The sequence below is a fragment of the Microbulbifer variabilis genome, assembly GCF_056232115.1.
This window is the reverse complement of record NZ_CP174325.1, coordinates 2,469,799-2,488,722: the sequence shown is the minus strand read 5'-3', so window position 1 is coordinate 2,488,722 and position 18,924 is coordinate 2,469,799. Positions and strand designations below refer to the sequence as shown.

16 protein-coding genes and 1 tRNA gene are annotated in these 18,924 nt (G+C 45.3%); 7 read left to right on the top strand and 10 right to left on the bottom strand.

The genetic code is table 11. The features are described from left to right. Nucleotides 1–43: 43 nt before the first annotated feature. The 6 genes from ACJJI7_RS11005 to gltX form a co-directional block, all read right to left on the bottom strand. On the bottom strand, nt 44–802 hold the full coding sequence (locus tag ACJJI7_RS11005) for an ion transporter (RefSeq protein WP_282951568.1): 759 nt from the start codon (nt 800–802) through the stop codon (nt 44–46). A 201-nt stretch (nt 803–1,003) separates the two neighbouring features. Beyond that, nucleotides 1,004–1,696: an endonuclease NucS domain-containing protein gene (locus ACJJI7_RS11000; protein WP_282951569.1), complete on the bottom strand. Its 693-nt coding sequence runs from the start codon at nt 1,694–1,696 to the stop codon at nt 1,004–1,006. A 173-nt stretch (nt 1,697–1,869) separates the two neighbouring features. Then, on the bottom strand, nt 1,870–2,094 hold the full coding sequence (locus ACJJI7_RS10995; RefSeq protein ID WP_282951570.1) for a hypothetical protein: 225 nt from the start codon (nt 2,092–2,094) through the stop codon (nt 1,870–1,872). Nucleotides 2,095–2,975: 881 nt separating this feature from the next. Then, on the bottom strand, nt 2,976–3,422 hold the full coding sequence (locus tag ACJJI7_RS10990; protein ID WP_282951571.1) for a DUF262 domain-containing protein: 447 nt from the start codon (nt 3,420–3,422) through the stop codon (nt 2,976–2,978). Between the two features lie 761 nt (nt 3,423–4,183). Next, a tRNA-Ala gene (locus ACJJI7_RS10985) sits at nt 4,184–4,259 on the bottom strand. Nucleotides 4,260–4,419: 160 nt separating this feature from the next. Further along, nucleotides 4,420–5,895: a glutamate--tRNA ligase gene (gene gltX / locus ACJJI7_RS10980; RefSeq protein ID WP_282951572.1), complete on the bottom strand. Its 1,476-nt coding sequence runs from the start codon at nt 5,893–5,895 to the stop codon at nt 4,420–4,422. Between the two features lie 277 nt (nt 5,896–6,172). On the opposite strand from gltX, the gene ACJJI7_RS10975 reads away from it, so the two are divergent. From ACJJI7_RS10975 to ACJJI7_RS10965, 3 genes are all read left to right on the top strand, one after another. Next, nucleotides 6,173–6,697 (top strand): hypothetical protein, encoded by a 525-nt coding sequence (locus tag ACJJI7_RS10975; RefSeq protein WP_444902145.1) that lies wholly within the window; start codon nt 6,173–6,175, stop codon nt 6,695–6,697. Nucleotides 6,698–6,741: 44 nt separating this feature from the next. Further along, entirely contained in the window at nt 6,742–9,261 is a 2,520-nt protein-coding gene (locus ACJJI7_RS10970) for a TcfC E-set like domain-containing protein (protein WP_444902146.1), read from the top strand. Between the two features lie 70 nt (nt 9,262–9,331). Next, entirely contained in the window at nt 9,332–10,207 is an 876-nt protein-coding gene (locus tag ACJJI7_RS10965; protein ID WP_444902147.1) for a hypothetical protein, read from the top strand. Between the two features lie 97 nt (nt 10,208–10,304). Here the strand turns inward: ACJJI7_RS10965 and ACJJI7_RS10960 are convergent, their stop codons facing one another. Continuing rightward, nucleotides 10,305–10,988, bottom strand: coding sequence for a fimbrial biogenesis chaperone (locus tag ACJJI7_RS10960; RefSeq protein WP_020412051.1), 684 nt, complete (start codon nt 10,986–10,988; stop codon nt 10,305–10,307). Between the two features lie 682 nt (nt 10,989–11,670). Here ACJJI7_RS10960 and ACJJI7_RS10955 point away from each other — a divergent pair. Together ACJJI7_RS10955 and ACJJI7_RS10950 are read left to right on the top strand one after the other, a co-directional pair. Beyond that, nucleotides 11,671–12,363: a glycerophosphodiester phosphodiesterase family protein gene (locus tag ACJJI7_RS10955; protein WP_020412049.1), complete on the top strand. Its 693-nt coding sequence runs from the start codon at nt 11,671–11,673 to the stop codon at nt 12,361–12,363. Next, nucleotides 12,347–13,555 (top strand): glycerol-3-phosphate dehydrogenase/oxidase, encoded by a 1,209-nt coding sequence (locus ACJJI7_RS10950; protein ID WP_020412048.1) that lies wholly within the window; start codon nt 12,347–12,349, stop codon nt 13,553–13,555. The genes ACJJI7_RS10955 and ACJJI7_RS10950 overlap by 17 nt, the downstream gene beginning before the upstream one ends. 1,169 nt (nt 13,556–14,724) lie before the next feature. Here ACJJI7_RS10950 and ACJJI7_RS10945 read toward each other — a convergent pair. Together ACJJI7_RS10945 and ACJJI7_RS10940 are read right to left on the bottom strand one after the other, a co-directional pair. Further along, a complete protein-coding gene (locus ACJJI7_RS10945) occupies nt 14,725–15,144 on the bottom strand; it encodes an isochorismatase family protein (RefSeq protein ID WP_475717124.1) in 420 nt (139 codons plus the stop codon). A gap of 220 nt (nt 15,145–15,364) precedes the next feature. Further along, on the bottom strand, nt 15,365–16,057 hold the full coding sequence (locus tag ACJJI7_RS10940) for a pirin family protein (protein ID WP_444902149.1): 693 nt from the start codon (nt 16,055–16,057) through the stop codon (nt 15,365–15,367). A 111-nt stretch (nt 16,058–16,168) separates the two neighbouring features. On the opposite strand from ACJJI7_RS10940, the gene ACJJI7_RS10935 reads away from it, so the two are divergent. Next, nucleotides 16,169–17,071: a LysR family transcriptional regulator gene (locus ACJJI7_RS10935; RefSeq protein WP_444902150.1), complete on the top strand. Its 903-nt coding sequence runs from the start codon at nt 16,169–16,171 to the stop codon at nt 17,069–17,071. A gap of 274 nt (nt 17,072–17,345) precedes the next feature. Beyond that, nucleotides 17,346–18,227, top strand: a complete 882-nt coding sequence (locus tag ACJJI7_RS10930; RefSeq protein WP_444902151.1) for an SMI1/KNR4 family protein — start codon at nt 17,346–17,348, stop codon at nt 18,225–18,227. A gap of 297 nt (nt 18,228–18,524) precedes the next feature. On the opposite strand, the gene ACJJI7_RS10925 is transcribed toward ACJJI7_RS10930, so the two are convergent. Beyond that, the gene (locus ACJJI7_RS10925; protein WP_282951582.1) at nt 18,525–18,716 is read right to left on the bottom strand and encodes a hypothetical protein; all 192 of its coding nucleotides are present in this window, start codon (nt 18,714–18,716) and stop codon (nt 18,525–18,527) included. Nucleotides 18,717–18,924: the final 208 nt, after the last annotated feature.

Sequence of the window (18,924 nt, the reverse complement as noted above, 5' to 3'; positions counted from 1 at the left end):
TGCAGAATCAACAAAACTGCGGCTCTTACTTGCAGCAACATATTTATATCGATTCATCTTCTCTGGCTTTTGACAGCGCTGAAGCTATCAATCCTGCTGGGATTGCTACTATCCCAAGCCCTATCATCAGAACAAAAAAAGTAAAAAGTTTTCCACCAGTGGTTATCGGATACATGTCCCCATATCCTACTGTTGTAAGAGTTGTCACGGACCACCACAAGCAGTGAAACACTGACTTGAAATTATCTGGCTGAGCCTCGTTCTCAAAATAATAGATTCCCACTGAAGAAAGGTACAGAAGAATAATTGAAACAAATCCAAATAGAATAATTTCCTCTTTAGCTATTAGCACGGCCCTATGAAAACGACTAATAGCTTTGTTGTACCTCAACAACTTAAATATCCTAAATATTCTCAATAGTCGCAAGGATCTGATGGCCCTAAGATCAAGACCAGAAGAAAGATAAAATGGAAGTATAGCTATAAGATCGACAGCTCCAAAAAAGCTAAAAATGAACTTTAATGGCTTTTCTGCACAATAGACTCTTAATAGATATTCAAACGTGAATATAACTACCGACATAACCTCAAAATAATAAAGTGCTTGCTTCTGAAATTCATTTACACCTGGAAGAGTGCCAAGCGAAAATGCAATCAATGAAGATACAATCATGAGCTGTATAAATAGTGCGAACTTTCTTCCTTGAGATGTTTCAACATCATTAACTACTTTTTTTAATTTTTCCCTGAAACTCAAGAGAATTTCTTTAATTGACATAACGAGGTTGTAGAAAAACTCCACTTCACTCTTCCTATTGTTATCCTATGTGATAAATATAGTGTTCAGGATTGAAAATCCAGCCAAATATCTCTTAGAGCGACTTCTTCGCTTAATATTTGATCAGCCATAATAGCCTGCAAATGAAATTTAATTTTCTAAAGCCTTGGCCCCATTTCAGGCTTGTGTGAGTCAAAGGTGAATACGTCGCACTGGAAGCACTAGTTAGGCACCATCCTCGCTGACCTCAACTGCTGTTAAGTCGAACCTGACTTGGTACTCATACAGCGAAACATTCGATATTACCGACACAGCATATCGAAGGTTTTTGCTAATAGGCTTTGCGACTATTACTCCGGCCACCTCCTTGTCTTTACCAATCATGGCCTTGATCCACCCCATGTATCTGAGCAGCTGTCCGAGTGCCTTGTCTGGCGCACGGGCCCGCTTTAGTTCAAATACCACGAAGTTTCCATTTGTATCCACAGCGAGGATATCGATTGGTCCGACCTCCGTAGAGAACTCAATGCCGCCACAACCGGTGCCGTCCTGATAAAGATGGAATCTTCGGCCTCCTACTGATAGCGACGCCATATTATGCGCTATAAAGTCCCGCAATTGATGCTCTAGAGCAAATGCCGCCTCTTCAAATACATCATCATCTTCGACCTCACCGAGCACTGCATCGATAGCTTGCTCTGGTACATTAGCGCCAAGTATGAATAATCGAACTTCATCTGGGAGTTCCTCAACATGCCAGCCGTTACTTCGAAGTGCGTTTCTGAATTGATGCGAATTATCTGATGATGGATTCAATCCCTCCGGAAGATGCTCGGGATGTGAACGCAGCCATGATTTCATTGCATGAATCTCGATCCCACCATCATCTTTTGGAATTACAACATTGAAGCGCCGCATGAAATTCTCCTATGGGGGGCTAACAGTTAATTCAAAAGAAACTTCTTTATATCACTTTTGGTCCCATCTAAATATTAATGAGTTACTGATCTTCATCTATAAATATGAGAGATTACTGCTGATTATTATTAAAAACACAGCTAAACATTCTTTACCAAAACTTAAATTATTCCCTATATTTCTAGCTGCCTCAACTTACTAAAATCTTTCGGACACTCCTGAAGACTTTTTACAAAATCTAAAGTCTTATAAAACCTCTCTCTAACATCCTCAACAGTTAAGCTAAAATAAAATATTGCATAATTATTATGAGCTAATTTATTTCTCAATAAGTCTAATTGAAGAAAATCCTTAATAGAATCATTAAGCGTATCATCTTCTTTCACTTTATCTTTCATAAACTTCTTGAATTCATCACCAAATAAAGCAAAAATTTTATTAGAATTATTTTCCTCTCAGTCAAATAATGTATGGTATTGTCGAGTTAAGGCCTTTTTATTTACAAAATTATACGTTAATAAACACTCTTGAGTCGCCAACACCTCAAGAACAACTTTTGTCACCTTTGTTTCAAAATAACTAGCACAAGCCAGTAATGCAACCTTTGCAAATTGATCTTTATAATCACTTGTAAAGCTTACTTCCCCGAGTCTCAGTAACAAATTGTAATTTTATTCATAATTTACAAAGAGCGCCTCAACCGCTATCAGTGCATCATCTCGTACATGCATAATTTTAGCTCTGAAGAATTTATTTAGCTTTATTCAAACGCCCCACGACACTCTTTTGTAGAGTGGTTTTACCCGTAGTGAATACTTGAAATTTTTCATCTGATTTAAGCGAGTTAATATACTCTTCAGTAATAGGTTTCGTAACCAGGCTACCAGATTCTATCGCATCCTTTGTAGAGACATAGGACACTGATTCAAACAGCATAATACTGGAACGCCTGTATTGATTGATGAAATTAGAAACATCAAGACCACTACAATTAGATAAAAATGAATCCCAAATATTTTTAAAGTGCTCAATTTTTTTGTATCATACTCTTTAGCATGATTGGCATATTTATTAATTAAACCAGTAATTGTTCTTTTATAATTATTGACATAAGTTACCATTGCAAATACACGCAATATGGCTTCCACATCATTTAAACGTATTTCGAGGTCTTCCTTTCCCAGAATACTTATCCAACATGAATCTTTGTTCATATCCAATAATGACCTTAAAAAATCAGAATGATATAAGCTCATTCTAATTTCTTGGACACCAAGGTTTACGCACCACTATTCAGACAGTTAAATATTTCAAACATTGCCCCGTCTTCTTCATCTCCAGAAACGGGTTTCACCACCATATTTCTTATGGTTGATAAGTCTAATGAAGTTTTAAAATTCTCAAGGGTCTTATAATTTTTTCCACTAAATTTATTTTCCTCTCCCTCTACAAGCCCATCAAGATTCAGGCTGAATTTCTGGAAAAACTTATCATCTTCCATTACGTCATCAGGAATTTTTCCATACTTATCAAAAATTTCACGAAGCTCTCCACGCTTATTTTTTCGTGAAAATCTTCCTTTTACGAAATAGTAAATGGTCATAAGTCTTTGCTGACCGTCTATCACTAAGAACTCATTCCTTCCACTTTCATATAAAAAATCTGCGGGATAGGCAATCCTATTAGCAATGATTCTATTAGTTTTGAAGCACGCTTTATATCCCAAACATAATGCCTTTAAAAAGTAGGTATTTTGAATACATTTGATTCAATGAAACTAACAATTGTCAAAATGTTAAAGTCATTGGGAGCTGTTGTTAACTGATATTCATTAAGAGGATAACTTTCATCCTCTTCTTAGAATTCAAAATCAATTTCACTTTCTTTTTCAATCTCAATTTCATCTAACATTTCAGCTCCATCGATAATTTATTTGCCCCTATACCATGCGATTATATGGAGGCATGAGAAAATCTAAAAGTTAATTCAAGAAAAGCTTCTTAATACGCCTAAAATTCAATCACTTCGGGAGCAAGATAAATTCGGTGGAATCTCAATATAACTTAATAACTGGCAAGGAAGCCTTAACCTTCAATACGACATATTCACTAAGACAACTCATATGGCCAATAAATTTTGAGCAACATGAAAATTCTTGGCTCGGCTTCCTAGCATAAAAGCGCTTTGACTTCAGCTTAACAAATGGATACGACATGGCGTTAAAGAACGTACTACCCCATCGTAGGTTTCAATAACCATATCAAGTAGTTTTATCGGGCCTGGATAGGCAGAAATGGCACTAAAATTAACGCCACCTTAAAAAGATTATACAAGAGCTTCGAGATGTGAAGATTCAAACAAAAAAAGGGCCTATAAAGGCCCTTTTTTCCACCCGTAAGTTTGTGTACGGGTTTATGTGCAGTTTGTGTGCACCTTGCAGAAGTCAATTTCTTTTCTTCTACAACCCCTTGAAGCACAAGGGAAATTTGGTGGAGCTAAGCGGGATCGAACCGCTGACCTCAACACTGCCAGTGTTGCGCTCTCCCAGCTGAGCTATAGCCCCAAATTCTGCTGCCTGACGTTTCCGTCGAAAGCGGGGCGCATTTTAGCAAGGTTTAGGCGCCTGTCAACAGAAAAAATAACTTTTTAATCAATTAGTTAGCTGCCAACAATGGACGCCCTCAGAAGCTGTCAATTCCAAGGGCTATGAAGGCAGCAAAGCCTTAATTGAGCCCAGCGTACTCCTTTTCCCAGCGCTTCAGCACCTTCTTCCCGGCGCCGCCCAGTACGTCGATTGCCTGACGCAGGCGGGCGCGACTGAGGTCGGGGCCCAGGAGTACCATGGCTTCCATCACAGAGAAGGAGGCGGTGGTGCCGCTGATGGCAACAAACAGTGGGGCGTTGAAGTCTTTCAGCTTGATTTCCATGGCTGTGGACAGGGCTTTCACTGCCTGGAAGATACTGTCCTTATCCCAAGCACGCAGGGCTTCGAGGCGCCACAGGGCAAATTGCAGCAGTTTCTTCTGGTCATCCAGGGGTAGCTTGTTACCGCTGAAGCTCTCTTCGGTCAGGGGCAATTTGCCGGAGGCGAGGAAGCTAACCAGAGGAGCAAAATCTCCGAAGGTCTCCATACGCTCTTTGGCCTGTGACAGCACCTTGAGCAGATTGTCACGGTTAAACATCCACTCGGTGAGGCGATCGGCGAGCTGCTCGTTTTCCAGCTCGCGAATCCACAGGCCATTCAGCCAGGACAGCTTCTCCACATCGAATACCGGGCCGCCCAGGGAGACACGCTGGATGTCGAAGTGCTCCAGCATCTCTTCGAGGGAGAACTTCTCACGCTCATCCGGCATGGACCAGCCCATGCGGCCCAGGTAGTTCAGCAGGGCTTCGGGCATAAAGCCGGCGCGCTGGTAATAGAGGATAGAGGTGGGGTTCTTACGCTTGGACAGCTTGGTCTTGTCCGGGTTGCGCAACAGCGGTAAGTGGCAGAGCACCGGCATTTCCCACCCAAAGTATTCATACAGCAGCTTGTGCTTGGGCGCAGAGTTAATCCACTCTTCACCACGAAGTACATGGGTGATCTCCATCAGGTGATCATCTACCACATTCGCCAGGTGGTAAGTGGGCATTCCATCGGACTTGAGCAAAATCTGGGCATCTACCTGGGCCCAGTCAATCTCGATAGTACCGCGCAGCAGGTCTTCCACTACACAAGTGCCGCTCTCAGGCACATTCATGCGCACAACATAAGGCGCTCCGGCGGCGCGGCGCTTCTCTACCTCTTCTTCCGGCAGGGCGAGGTCGCTGGGCTTCAGTGAAGTGCGCCCTGCTTCGCGTAATCCTTCACGCAGCTGCTCCAGTTCTTCCGCAGTACGGTAACAGTGGAAGGCATGTCCTTTCTGTACCAGCTCGTCACAGTAAGTTTTGTAGATATCACCGCGTTCGCTCTGGCGGTAGGGGCCGTGGGGACCTCCTACATCGGGCCCTTCCTGCCAATCCAAACCCAACCAGCGCAAGCTGTCGAGAATCGCTTTCTCGGATTCCGGGGTGCTGCGCTGCTGATCGGTATCTTCAATACGAAGTACAAACTGGCCACCCTGTGCTCGGGCAAAACACTGGTTGAAGAGAGCGATATAGGCAGTACCAACATGGGGATCACCGGTTGGTGAAGGTGCAATTCGGGTTCTTACGGTCATGACAAACCTGATAGAAGATGGATAAAGGACTGTTAAGGCGCGGGATTATAGCGCTGGCTTGCCCCTGGGCCCAGGCGGTATTTTTTCAACAAAAAGATGCTTTTCGTGCCATAGCTCAAATAAAGTACACAATTGACGTGACTTGATTCACGAAAAAAGTATGATTGCCGCCATAAACATGGAATAGCTTGACTAACGCAATAGCCCTTATTGTGCAGGGATTTCCGCGAGCAACTTTTCCTCAGAATGATAAATCAACGGCTCAGGAAGATAGGCCATGAAAAAAAATGTAGTTCGTTCTCTGGTCGCAGCAGGCTTGCTTGTTAGTATCTCTTCAACCACTTTAGCAGCATCAGACAGTCAAAGTAGTGATATCGAGCTTAAGTTCAATGCGACAATTGATATTGACGGTGTTGAGAATATTTCGATTGAAGACCCGGCACTGGATACCGATGCAACTGGTGGAGACGGTTTTTGTGTAGGTGGCTTCGGCTTCTCTACCTTTAGCATTACCTTTGAAAGCAACGATGGCAAAAATGATGATGAATTCAGCCTAATTAATAGTGATGAAAGCCAAAAAGTTACTTACAGCGTCGGCTTTGACAACAGTACCTCGGGCAGTTTTACAAACGTCACTGAGGGGGCTGCCCTTGGGAATCAAACCCGAAAAAACGCCTCCTGTACTGGTACAGACAACGCTAGGTTTCAAATCACAGTCGCCAATGATGACTGGCAGACTCCCAATGTGCTAGACGGCACTAGCTATACTGACACCCTCCTGATCACTGTAGCTTCCGAGTAATTTAGAGGGCAGTTGGACTCTAGCAACTGCTCCGACAGCTCCTTATGGCAGGACGTCACCCGAGAGGGCTGGCGCTGGCTTTTTGCTTGGCGCAAGCCCTTCAATCTGATGCCCTAGCGGCAACAGCGGCTACCTTCTTGCTGGAAACTTCAGCGCCGGAAGGATTTGATGCGCTGCTAGTCTCCGAACATCTTGTGGTTGATCTCTATTATGGTGGTAAGGAAATTGGGGCCGCGCAGGTTTCAGTAGAGTCTAACCATATCCGCTTTGATTCCCCCGAATCTGTACTCGCCCTTCTGCCAGAAGTGAAAGACCCTGAACGGGTACTCACTTTACTGGGAACAAGCCAGTCCAAAAATACACAATATATCTGTCACTCAGCTAGACAAGTGAACTGTGGATACCTGCTGCCTGAGGAGTTCGCAGTTATCTATGACGAAGAGCGTTTTCGGCTTGATTTGTTTTTTGCACCCGAGCTGTTGCCTCTGCAGGCAGCGATTAAAGACCCTTACTTACCGGCTTCTAGTAGTGACTTCTCTGTAATTCAGAATCTAAGTGGCACCTGGAGTGGTGTCGAAAGTGATTGGAGCCCAAATAGTTACCAGGCAACATTGAGCGGCAATACCATTATCAGTTTTGGTGAGAGCGCGCTGCACAGCCTCTGGTCCAACGCAACAGAACAGGGTGGCCGGCTTCATAACTTGCACTGGAGCAGGGATTTTCGTGGGCAGGCCTATTCAATAGGGTTATTGCAGCCACAAGGTGGGCTTAATTTTTTTAAGGCTCAAGAGACTATATACGGTTTGGAGTTGCGAAAGTCCCAGCGAAGCCGTACCGATATTAAGTACCAGCAAGGAGCCCCACTGGAAATTAATATGCCAGTACGCGGGCGGGTTGAAGTCTATCGGGATAAGCGCCTGGTTCACACAGAACTATTGGAGGCAGGTAACCGTTTATTAAATACCTCCACTATGCCGCATGGTGCCTATGAAGTGGAGATTCGTACATATGATGAGACCGGGCGAGCACTCAGCCAGCACACAGAATTTTTTGCCAAGGACTCGTTGCTGCCGGCTCCGGGAGAGTGGTTGTGGAGCTTCCAAGCAGGGTTACCCACTCTACCCTACAATACCGGCACTTTGCCCGAGTATTATGATGAAGGACTGGTTCAAGGCTCGATTGCGCGCCGCCTTTCAACCGGCACAGGACTATTCGCGTCAGTAGCTACCACCGAGAAGCAACAACTGGCAGAGGTTGGCCTGCGCTGGGTGGGGCAATATCTGGAATTTTCCCCAAGCCTGGTTACTACCAGTGAAGGCCGTAATGGCCACCGTTTTCAAGCTCTAATCAAAACGCCTTTTGCCACCATAAATGCGATGGAGGCCAGGCTTCCAGCAAAAGACCAGCGGCCTTTCGATAACAACTATCAGCTTTTACCCGGAGGGTATTCCCAGCGCAGCTTTAGCTTACAAAGCGGTATTCTGGGTGGGCATCTTTCCCTGCGCCATAGCGAGCGGGACAAAGCTCAAAATCTATTACCCAATGATTTCACTCTGGATAACACTGCCGATGGAGCACGTAAACTAACAACCCTGGAGTTTCGCCGCACTTTCTTTCAAAGCGCAAATTGGCTAGGCAATGCCAGCTTCTCCTACGGCAAAGCAGATGGGCTGCAATATTCCAACCTTGGTATCGAGTTCCGCCTGCGATCAAAACACTGGCAGCACACCGCTAATTTGCACAGTGAAAATAGTGATAGCGGAACAGACGGGGAACGGTTGGCTTTTCATACCCGCTGGCGTGACCGTGACTTATGGGCACCAGAGTTTGAGCAGAAACTCTTTGTTGAAAAAGCACCGGGGGCAAATTACCTGGAAAGCCGTACCCACCTGGCGGGACATATGGGCTATGCAAGTGCCACTGTCGGTTTTACTCATGATGATCAGGGTGATGCCATTAATTATCTGGGAAGCTTTAGCACCAACTTGATTTCCACAGGTCGAGAGCTGGCCTGGGGAGGCGAAAGGGCATTGGAAAGTGCAGTTATTGTCGATATTGAAGGAAGTGATCAACAGAATTTTGAAGTACTGGTGAATGGTGTTCGGCGCGGCTATGCCAAGGGTGGTAACAAATCTGTTATTAATCTACCGGCTTTTAAAAGTTACGATTTGTCACTGCGCCCGCTTGAACAAGGCTTCTTTGATTTTCGCGAGAGAAGTGAAACTGTCACCCTTTATCCCGGCAACGTAAGTTCAGCGAGCTACCAGATCTTGCCCCAAACACTGGTTTTAGGCCGACTAAGCGATGAAGGCATAGGAATAGCCAACATTCAGGTTTTCATCGGCGACCACAATACTGTTACCGATCAATATGGCGTTTTCCAACTGGAAGTGAGTGGCGACCAGCAAACTCTAACCGCCCAGGAAATTACCTGGAGTAACTGCCGCATCCCTATAAAAATCCAATCCGGTGGGGAAAACTGGCTAAATCTAGGCACCATTGAGCAATCTCGCGCTCTTTGCCAAATCGAATACACCTCGGAGGCAAAAGGTGTACACCACTAAAACACTTCTAAAAAAAGCTATTTGGCCTGTTTATTTTATACTTATCCTAGCTATGGGATTGGGCTTACCAGTGAATTCGCAGACCAGTTGTTCCAGTAATGGTAGTTTACGCACTTGTAATCTTGGGGGATCCCACACTTTAAATTACGAAACAGACCCCAAGGATATCCCTTTCACCTTACGCAGTCATCGACGCGGTAATGCCTGGTCGTACTATTTAGAAATATTACCGCTAAACGGCAATACTTTTTCACTGGTCTCAGATAACGGAGAGCAGATTGATATTTCTATAACATTCACTTCCAACGGAGGCATTACAGAGGTATTAAATCCAGGAGTTCTGGCCGGCTCCTTTGGTGGTACCACAACCGATACAGGTGCTTTTCTTTCTATCGAGGTAGATGGTTCTCTCACTCCATCTTCCAGTCGATACTCTGGCAACTTTCAAATGGAACTAAGCCAGTATTTTTTAATTTTCCCCATTGATACAGAAACCATAGAGTTCGACATAGTCTTGGAAGTAGAACCAAATATTACTATTCGCAACCTGGGAGATATCGACCTGAGTAATTCAGGCATCACTTTGGGCCAGATTATTAAGGGATCAGAAGATTTCTGTGTAGGCGGTATCGGATTCTCCAACTATACCGTTAACCTTAGCAGTAGTAATGGCAGTACCGGCGGTGGTGGAAGCAGCGGTTATGAGTTAGGTGGATCAAGCGAAAATATACCCTATACAGTAACTTTCTCAGATGACTTAACGGGCACCAGCGGCATAGCGCCCGGGGGACTCGGGGACGTGCCTGGTAGCTTCTCCCGCAGGACTGATGAGTCCTGTATTTCTGACAACGCGAGAATCTATATCAGCGTCTCCCCGTCAGACTGGGAAAATGCCAACGAACCGTTTTATACCGATGTTTTGACGGTGACGGTTAGTAGCCAGTAGATTTACCACAGGAGCCAGCGTCAAATAAAACCTCTCAAGGCAGAAAAATATAAAAAGCCACTAACTTTATTAGTCGCTATATCGAAAAAAATTTAGGCTAACTGTTAAGAGGGAAACGAACCCTTTCGCTTTTGCGCCCACGTAACAGTACTTCCAACTCCCCATCTTTTGGGATGTCCTCAAGTGAGAGATTAGTTCTGGCATACAAACGGCCCGATACATTCAATTTCCTACAGTTTCCATCGTCGAGGCAATGACGTACTTCAACAACTTCAATATTGATATTGCCATCATTAACCAGCTTGTAGCTATCTCCTTCCCCAACAAGCTCAACTTTATACTGGCCGCTGCTTGGCTGCACAAATACCAAGGCCTGGTAGGCTACGAGTATTTTTAAGGCCGTTTGCTCAGTTTTGATTTTTCCGACAACTGGCTTAAACGTCACCCGATAAACTTTCTCTTCTTCCAGGTCACGATCCAAGGCCATCAGGCGGAAACGTCTTCTTTCTCCTGGTGCCAGGACAGCCTTGGCTGGGCTAACAAGAAGCTTGAATTCATCGGGGTTCACCACCCTTACACGCTGCTCATTCTCCTGCCCGGGGTTATCCACCCGGAAAATCTCTGTTTGTAAGTACAGAGTCTCATTATCCGGGTTGGTGATTACAACGTCATCCCGAGCACTGGGAGCGTCATCGAGGTAAAGGATTACTTTGTTTAGAGACATCGCAGCCAGGGCTGGCTGTGAAATTGCCAAAAGCAATGCAAGGAATATCTTTTTCATAGGAAAGTGAATAACTCGGCATTCATTATTCTGGTGGCGGTATTTTACACTAGGAGTGGGCGGCAGTTGGCTTTATTTACCAATCAAGCCTTGGGAAAGATAATTATTTCTCTGTAATAACCAATTGAGAGTAATCTTTCAGTCGCACTTCAGAAAGGCAATCTCCAGCCCCCAGTGAAAGCGGCTTCTGCTGTTCACCTTCATCCAACCCAGTTGCGACCAAGGAGAAATGCTGTGTGGGAATCTGTCTCAAACACAGCTCGCGCTTAGCTCCCTTCTCAAACTGGCGCCACTCAGCTCAGGTGGGCAATATCAATATAATCCGGGCGCTAGCGGATACTGCATTGCCTGCTGCGACAATACTTTGCATTGAAGATGGCGCCACCCCAAAGATGAGCTGCACCAAAGCCAGCGTTAAACTTCCCACCATACCTCTCAGAGCCCCAGCACCATCACATTTGCGTAAACTGCAGTTGGCGATCCAGCCTAATTCAATCCCTACTGCCGGCTCATGGTACCAGGCGCCAATATTTCAGCCCCACCATGCTTGCAACAACTGGAGCACAGTCTATTTTTCCTGTAAGACCCGGGGCCTACCCAGGTCGGAAATACCCATTGGTGACAGGGGCCACTCGCCCCAAATCCAGCCGACAATAACACCCGCTTTCCGGACTTTACTCACATGCTAATCGCGCACCGAGGCGACAAGACCCGCCAACCGGAGAATACAATCGCCGCCTTCGAAGCAGCCCATAACTTGGGGGCCTGCGCAATCCAGTGCGATGTCCGCTTCAGCCTGGACGGAACACCCTGGTGTTTCCACAGCGATACACTGCAATTGCCCAGCGATAAGCGCGTGCACTTCTTTCACGAACTGAGGGATTCACAACTACACCACCAGCCCATCAACTCATTTATCCAACTGGTGGACTGGGCAAGCTGTCATCGCCACCTGGACTGGTTTGTAGGGATTTCCGCATCCAATATTACCGGCATCGGTTTCACCGCAGCAGTGGAAAAGCTGCTGGACCTCATGCGTAATGAACGCGAATCCTTCGCCCTGCTCTCCCAGGACTGTCGCAGCTTACGCGCTGCACGCAATATGGGTTGGCACAGGGTGGCACTGCAGATCAGCTGCGTCTCCCGCTGTCTATCGGCAGATATTGTTACTCTTGCACCTGAGTATCTGCTGATTCGGGACAGTTTTGTTGAGTGCAATGAACTACCACCGGGGCCTTGGCAGTGGGTTGTTTATGAAATCAACTCCACAGAGGAGGCCGTTCTCTGGCGTAAACGCGGCGCACACCATATCCTGACCGGTAACCTGCCATTATTAATGCGCTCCCGGGAAGCGAGTGATGTCTACGGATTTTGACGTTCTAGTCGTCGGCGCCGGAATTCTCGGCGCCGGTACCGCAGAGGCCCTGGCCCAAGCCCATCACTCTGTCGTCATTTTGGAGCAGCTGGGGATTGCCGCTGCGACCTCCTCACGCTCTTCAAAACTGATTCACGGTGGCTTGCGATATCTGGAAAGCGGACAATTCCGCTTGGTTTATGAGTGCCTGCGCGAACGCAGCTGGTTACTGGATAACAAACCTCAGCTGGTGCGCATGGTGCCTTTTTATATCCCTGTGTATCGCAACAGCAAAAGATCTCCCTGGATGGTCAGACTGGGGCTCAGCCTTTATGCCCTGCTCTCCGGTATTCGAAATGGCGACTCTAGATTCCGATCCCTGCCTAGGTCTGAATGGGATACCCTGCCCGGTCTAAAGCGTGAAGATTTACTTGCCGTATTCCGCTACTACGATGCACAGACAGATGATGCCGCCCTCACCCGTGATGTGGTTGCATCCGCAATTGCCCATGGTGCACAGATTATCTGTCCCGGCAGTTTGGTAGGAGCGGAGGTCACTGAAGATTGTGTACGGATTGACTATGTGGCCGACGGTAAACTCAACACACTGCGCACCCGTGCCCTGGTCAACTGCAGCGGCCCCTGGGTCGCCACTACAAATGCCCGCTGCTCACCGCCAGTCGCCCTTCCACCAATAGATCTGGTCGCAGGCACCCACATATTGCTCCCGCTATCTCTTGGCAACAAAATCTTTTATGTGGAAGCTGATGATGGACGCGCAGTTTTTGTGATGCCCTGGCAGGATAAAACCCTGGTGGGCACCACAGAACGTCCTTATTGCGGTGATCCGCGGGATGTGTCCCCCACAATTGAGGAGGAGTCCTACCTGCTGCGCACTGTGCAGCAATACTTCACCCAGACTCGCGGGCTGCAAGCTGAAGATATCTGTGAAAGCTTTGCCGGTCTGCGGGTACTACCTGAAGCGGAGAAAAGCCCATTTGCACGCTCAAGGGAATCTATGATCTGCTGCGATGATGAGCGCAAACCTCGGATTCTCGCCGTAGCCGGTGGGAAACTCACCAGCTACCGCGCCACTGCGCGAAAACTGGCACGGAAACTCGAAGCCACTCTGCAGGATAAGGCAACATCAACTCACGAAAGCACTGAAACCTCTAGCCATTCCAGCACCTCTGAGCGGGAACGGAACCTCTAATCGATCAAAAGAATTCAATGCTTCTCTCGATTAACCGTAATAAAGTCCCGCGCAGAGCTTAATTCTACGATAGCAAAATAGGGACGTGGTAATTTTCAGTGAAAATATCAGTGGAGAGATCGGCAGCCAGTTATGGAAAAACCATACAAAACTACAGTACCTTCTAATCAAACCTCTACTCTAACCGAACCTCTAAAGGAACAAAGAGTTTAGGTATTTGGCACTACAGGAGTGGATTAGTTTTACCGAAAATCTATTGAAGAGCAGTACTCATGTGAGTAACAAGTTTCAGCCAGCAGAGAGAAACCCTTTGCACCCGCTGGCTTATTGCCCCCTACTTCTAACCTTCCTCTACACTAGAATTCATTACAGCTACACACATGCTTCCAGGGCCTGAGCAAGGCCCTTGTAATACATAGGTGGCTCGCTTATCACATCCGGCAACACCATATGTTCTGGTACCCAATTGGTGGATAGTTATAGATGAAGCATCACAATTCAAGTCAAAAGGCGCCCTCTTAGAGACGGTTTCTTTCATCAGAGTAGTGCAACCTCCCAAAGCCATTGCTGCAATACTCAGACAGATTAGTTTACTTCTCATACTTAATTCCTTTTATCAGATATACTCTTAAAAACAGCAAGCTATCAATTTTTTCTGGCTAGCCATACTTCTAGGAAGATGAAAAATAATACGCTCTAACGTAAGCTGCATCAATATAATGATACTTCTGAAGTTTTTATCTGAGCACTCAATAAGTTATCAAATATATAGCTAGAGTGGATGCCGCCATTGTTTTGAACCCAGGTTATCCACTCTCCTAAAGGAGAGTGCCTTCCCCCTCACCTAACCAGATAGGGGCAATAGTACCGAAAAAAGCATTACCTGCAGAAATACCTATGAACAACAGACCTAATATGCTTGTTCTTGATATATTTAACAGCATACAAAGCTAAGGGTAAAATCAAATAGCTAGTAACAGGCACAATTATACCCACTGCAACAACTACTTGGAGGAATTTTTGATCTGGTAAAATTTGGACCACTCCATCGGGAATAAAATATACGAGGGGCACCAACGATAAAAAAGTGATAAATACAACGAGATGCCTGTTATGGTGACGCATGAACATTCTCCCACCCCTCTTATTAACACAAGAGGGGCTCTGAACTACTTTTGGTTAGTTGCACTAAGGTAGCTGTTGTATACCCAGCGGTATGTAGTGTGCTGAGCTAATATTTCGCCGAGTTCCATTCCATGTTCACTTCGCCAATCGTCCATTATCTCTGCCAACACAGATGACCAGGTGGCAACCTTAACCCCCGCTTGGCTCATACGATGCATAGCCGCTTGCATAACGGTGTTATTCCAAGTACCAGAGGCATCTACCACAGCATATACATCATATCCTTCTGCCACGGCAGAAATCGCGGGAAACATCAGGCAAACATCTGTAACGATACCTGCCATAATAATTTTTTTACGGCCCGTCGCTGCTATAGCTCGTTTAAATTCTGGGCTTTTCCAAGCATTTATCTCACCCGCGCGCTCAATTATTTCATCGCCCAAGATATCTGTTATTTCTGGCATAACTGGTCCATTCGGCCCGTCAGGCATACTTGCAGTAACAACAGTGGGCTAGTTTACTGTTTTAGCAAGACTTGTCAGCCCCTTAATATTCTGGGTCATTAGATGGGGATCCATATCCCGACAACTCACCAGCAACCCTGTTTGATGGTCAACTAACGCCAATACAGAATTATCTACCGTCAATGTCTCAACGTACTTATTCATGCATTTACCTTCTCATTTACTGATTGGATTTCCTAACTACAATGGCACTAATATCGGTATCCGCTATTAATTTACCGCTGTAACTTCTGATCAAATCTCCATCTGTTACAGTCTCTTTTTGCTCCTCTTCAATAAATCGGCCGCTACCTTTGGTTAGATACACCAGAGATTCGCTGTTAATTGATAGTTGCTGATCCGCCGATAAATTGGCAATTTCAATAATCGTACTACTATCGAAAGTAATTGTTTGGTTCTTATTTCCCCCATAAATTCTTGTAACTCCACTCTCGGCAGGTATGTAATACTTGTAACCAGCGGCCTGGCCAGGCGCTGTAGGTAGAACCCATAGCTGGATCATTCGGTTTTTCCTGGTATCTGGATTTACTTCATTGTGAGTAAAACCCTGACCTCCCGCCCGCTGGACTTGTACGCCACCTTTTTCCAACCCCCTGCCATCTTCTAATGAGCCTTCATGCTGTATACGCCCATCTATCATCACCGAAATAACATCTATCTCATGATGTGGATGCATGCCCGTTTCACCACGGGGTTTAAAGCGCGCATCGGCCAAATACACAAAGTTATCCAGGCCTTCAAAGGTATTTGGGCGTTTATGAGGGCCAAATACACGACTGTCGGTTACCAGCCTGTGCTCTTTTAGCCCAGCAAAACCACCTAACGGTAACGAGTCACGAGTGAGAATCTTCAAAATGTGCCTCCCAGACATTTGCAATACGGGAGCATCTTAGGTGCAATCTATTGTTTGATATATACTAAAAAATGAACAAAATTATTTCATTTTTAACAACAACAGATTTCCATGATTCACGACTTAAACGATATGATGGTTTTTTTGGCGGTGGTAGAGACAGGCAGTTTTACTCAAGCTGCAGACCGTCTGGGAATTCCAAAAGCCAACGTAAGCAGAAAGGTCGCTCGGCTAGAAGATCGACTATCCGTCAAGCTATTAGAACGTTCTACCCGCTCCCAGGCTTTAACAGAAGCAGGAAGAAAGTATTTAAGTCACTGTAAACGTATTGAAGAAGAAATGATGCTGGCAGAGGCCGAAGTTTCTGAGGTACTACAAGTTCACCGCGGTCCTATTAAGGTTGGCGCATCAATCACTATCGGCCAGCAAATCCTAAAACCAGCCCTGGCAATTTTTTTGAATCACTATCCAGAAATACAAATGAATTTGAGCCTGGTGAACCATCGGGTAGACCTGATCGAGGAGGGTTTTGACGTTGTTGTACGGGTTGGGGAAATGGGTGACTCAAGGCTGATTGCGAGGCCCCTCGGTCACGCCTGCAGAAAAATTTATGCCAGCCCTGATTATCTCAATAAAAATGGTACACCTTTAAATATCAAAGAACTTGTACATCACCAGTGGCTATTTATGAACGCCTTGGGTAATGAGTCAAAAATTATTTTGCAAAATGGAAATAGGGTTTTTCAACAAAAAATAAAACCGAGGTTTTACTCAGATGACCTCTCAACTATTAAACAAGCAACAATTGATTCTTGTGGTATCGCAGTCTTACCAGATTACATGTGCTTTCAAGAAGTTAAAGAGGGCACTCTTATTAACCTACTACCAAAATGGAGCATGGAAAGAATAGGTATATATGCACTGTATCCCCAAAATCGCGCCAAGATTGCAAAAGTAGGTGCTTTTATAGAATTTCTATCAGATGTATTTGAGCGAAAAGGTTTACGATTCTGACTTTTTTATACTGGTTACCTATCATCAACTTGGTACCTCTTCCGATTATCTTTGGCCTTCATGAACAAAAATCCTCGGCCATTAGATTTTTCTATCGATGACTTGCATAGCAAGCCCTGTCCATACAGGGGCGCCATAATGGTTACCGTAGGATTGGTATCCAATAAACGGCCCGGCCGCGCACTATTTTTGCAGTTTTCCACAGCACCCCTCCTCGTCAGCAAAAACATCAACCCTGGCAGTCTCCCCAACGCCTCACCAATGAACTTCAGTAATGCGATGCGAGCCAACTGATGGGGGCAAACCGTACCCGATTCAAACCCTATATATAGATTACCAACGTGGTAAAGTTGTCAACTTGAATATACCTTGGCATGCTCCACCTTCTATAGAAACTACCTATAGAAACTACAAAACCCTCACTCCCCCAGAAAAGCTAATCAGCATACTCATCGAGGAATACATCGATACCAATCACAATGGAAGAATGCTACCTTGGCTAATTAATTACTCAATTGGTGACTCTGGTTTGCCATGGTATGCTGATTTCATAGCAAGGAACAATGAGATACTAGATATGAAGGATTCTTGGGAAGTTATAAAAGAGAAGCTTTCTCAACTTGGCTGTTTAGATAAGTTGAATTTAAATTCAGGCTGTTCACAGAGCGAAATTGAGGTACTAGAGCAGCACTTAGGTGTTGAGCTACCGGCTGACTTAAAAGAATTTTTGTCAGTACATAATGGTCAGTTTTTTCGGGGGTTAGGTCTTTTCTTTGAATCACAATTTCTATCAACCTCTGAAATTGCACAGCGCTGGGATAGTTGGCGAGAGCTGGATGAAGAAGAAATGAATAAGGACTGTGCTGATTACATGCGGTCCAATCCGGAGGGCTTTATAAAACCTCTATATATTAATAAGTTTTGGATTCCATTAACTTTTGATTGGGCAGGCAACCATATTGGTATCGATTTCGACCCTGGTAAAAAAGGAATTCCTGGCCAGATAATAGCTTTTGGCCGAGATGAGGATACAAAGCTCTTGATTGCCGAGAACTTCACTGATTTTATTTCAAAGTTTATTCAGGCCTTAGATACAGCTAGCTGGAAGGAAGAGAGGTTTCGAGGGGAGTTTAAAACGTTAAGTAGCTTCCAATAAAGCCTATCTGTCTGGTAGCTCGGTTATCCTGATGAACCCAGTTTAATAGGCTAAGCGTTTGCTCTACCATCCCAGCCAGATTTGTATCGGCATCACCGTTATCTCGTAACGAAGCAGCGGTTGCCAACCTGCCAACCACTGCTCTGTTCATATAATGCAGACCATCCGCTTTATTCAGGGCCGCTTTGGCGGGGGAAAGTTGTCAGCCAGCTTCTCCATATAGCGAGCGAACTGGCCAGCTCAGCCGCTGGCTCCGGTGTTGACCAAACTCTGGTCGCTTTTGCACCGAACAAGTAATCACCCGTTCATAGTCACCATTGCCGCAATAGAACAATGGACAACCCGGCAGTTAACTACTTTGACAATACGGCTCGCCATCAAGTCAGCACGTGATCCGGAGAAGCTAAGGGTAACATTTCGAGCCGTGCTGACACCCAGATTCAACAACAACAGGCCATCCCGCCATAGGGTATGGGTTTTACATCCCATATAATGGCGGGCTACTCTGTTTTTAATAGTCTTTTACGCCGCAGTTTATGTCTGAATACAGCCCCCACCGCTTTTGCACCGCACCACTACTCGATTGGACCCACTCAAAATAAAATATATAAAAATCAATAAGTTATAACTTTAATATATTTCTTGTACCAGTCTCGTACCATAAATCTGATATTTTTCTTTGTAGCAGCGCGGTGAT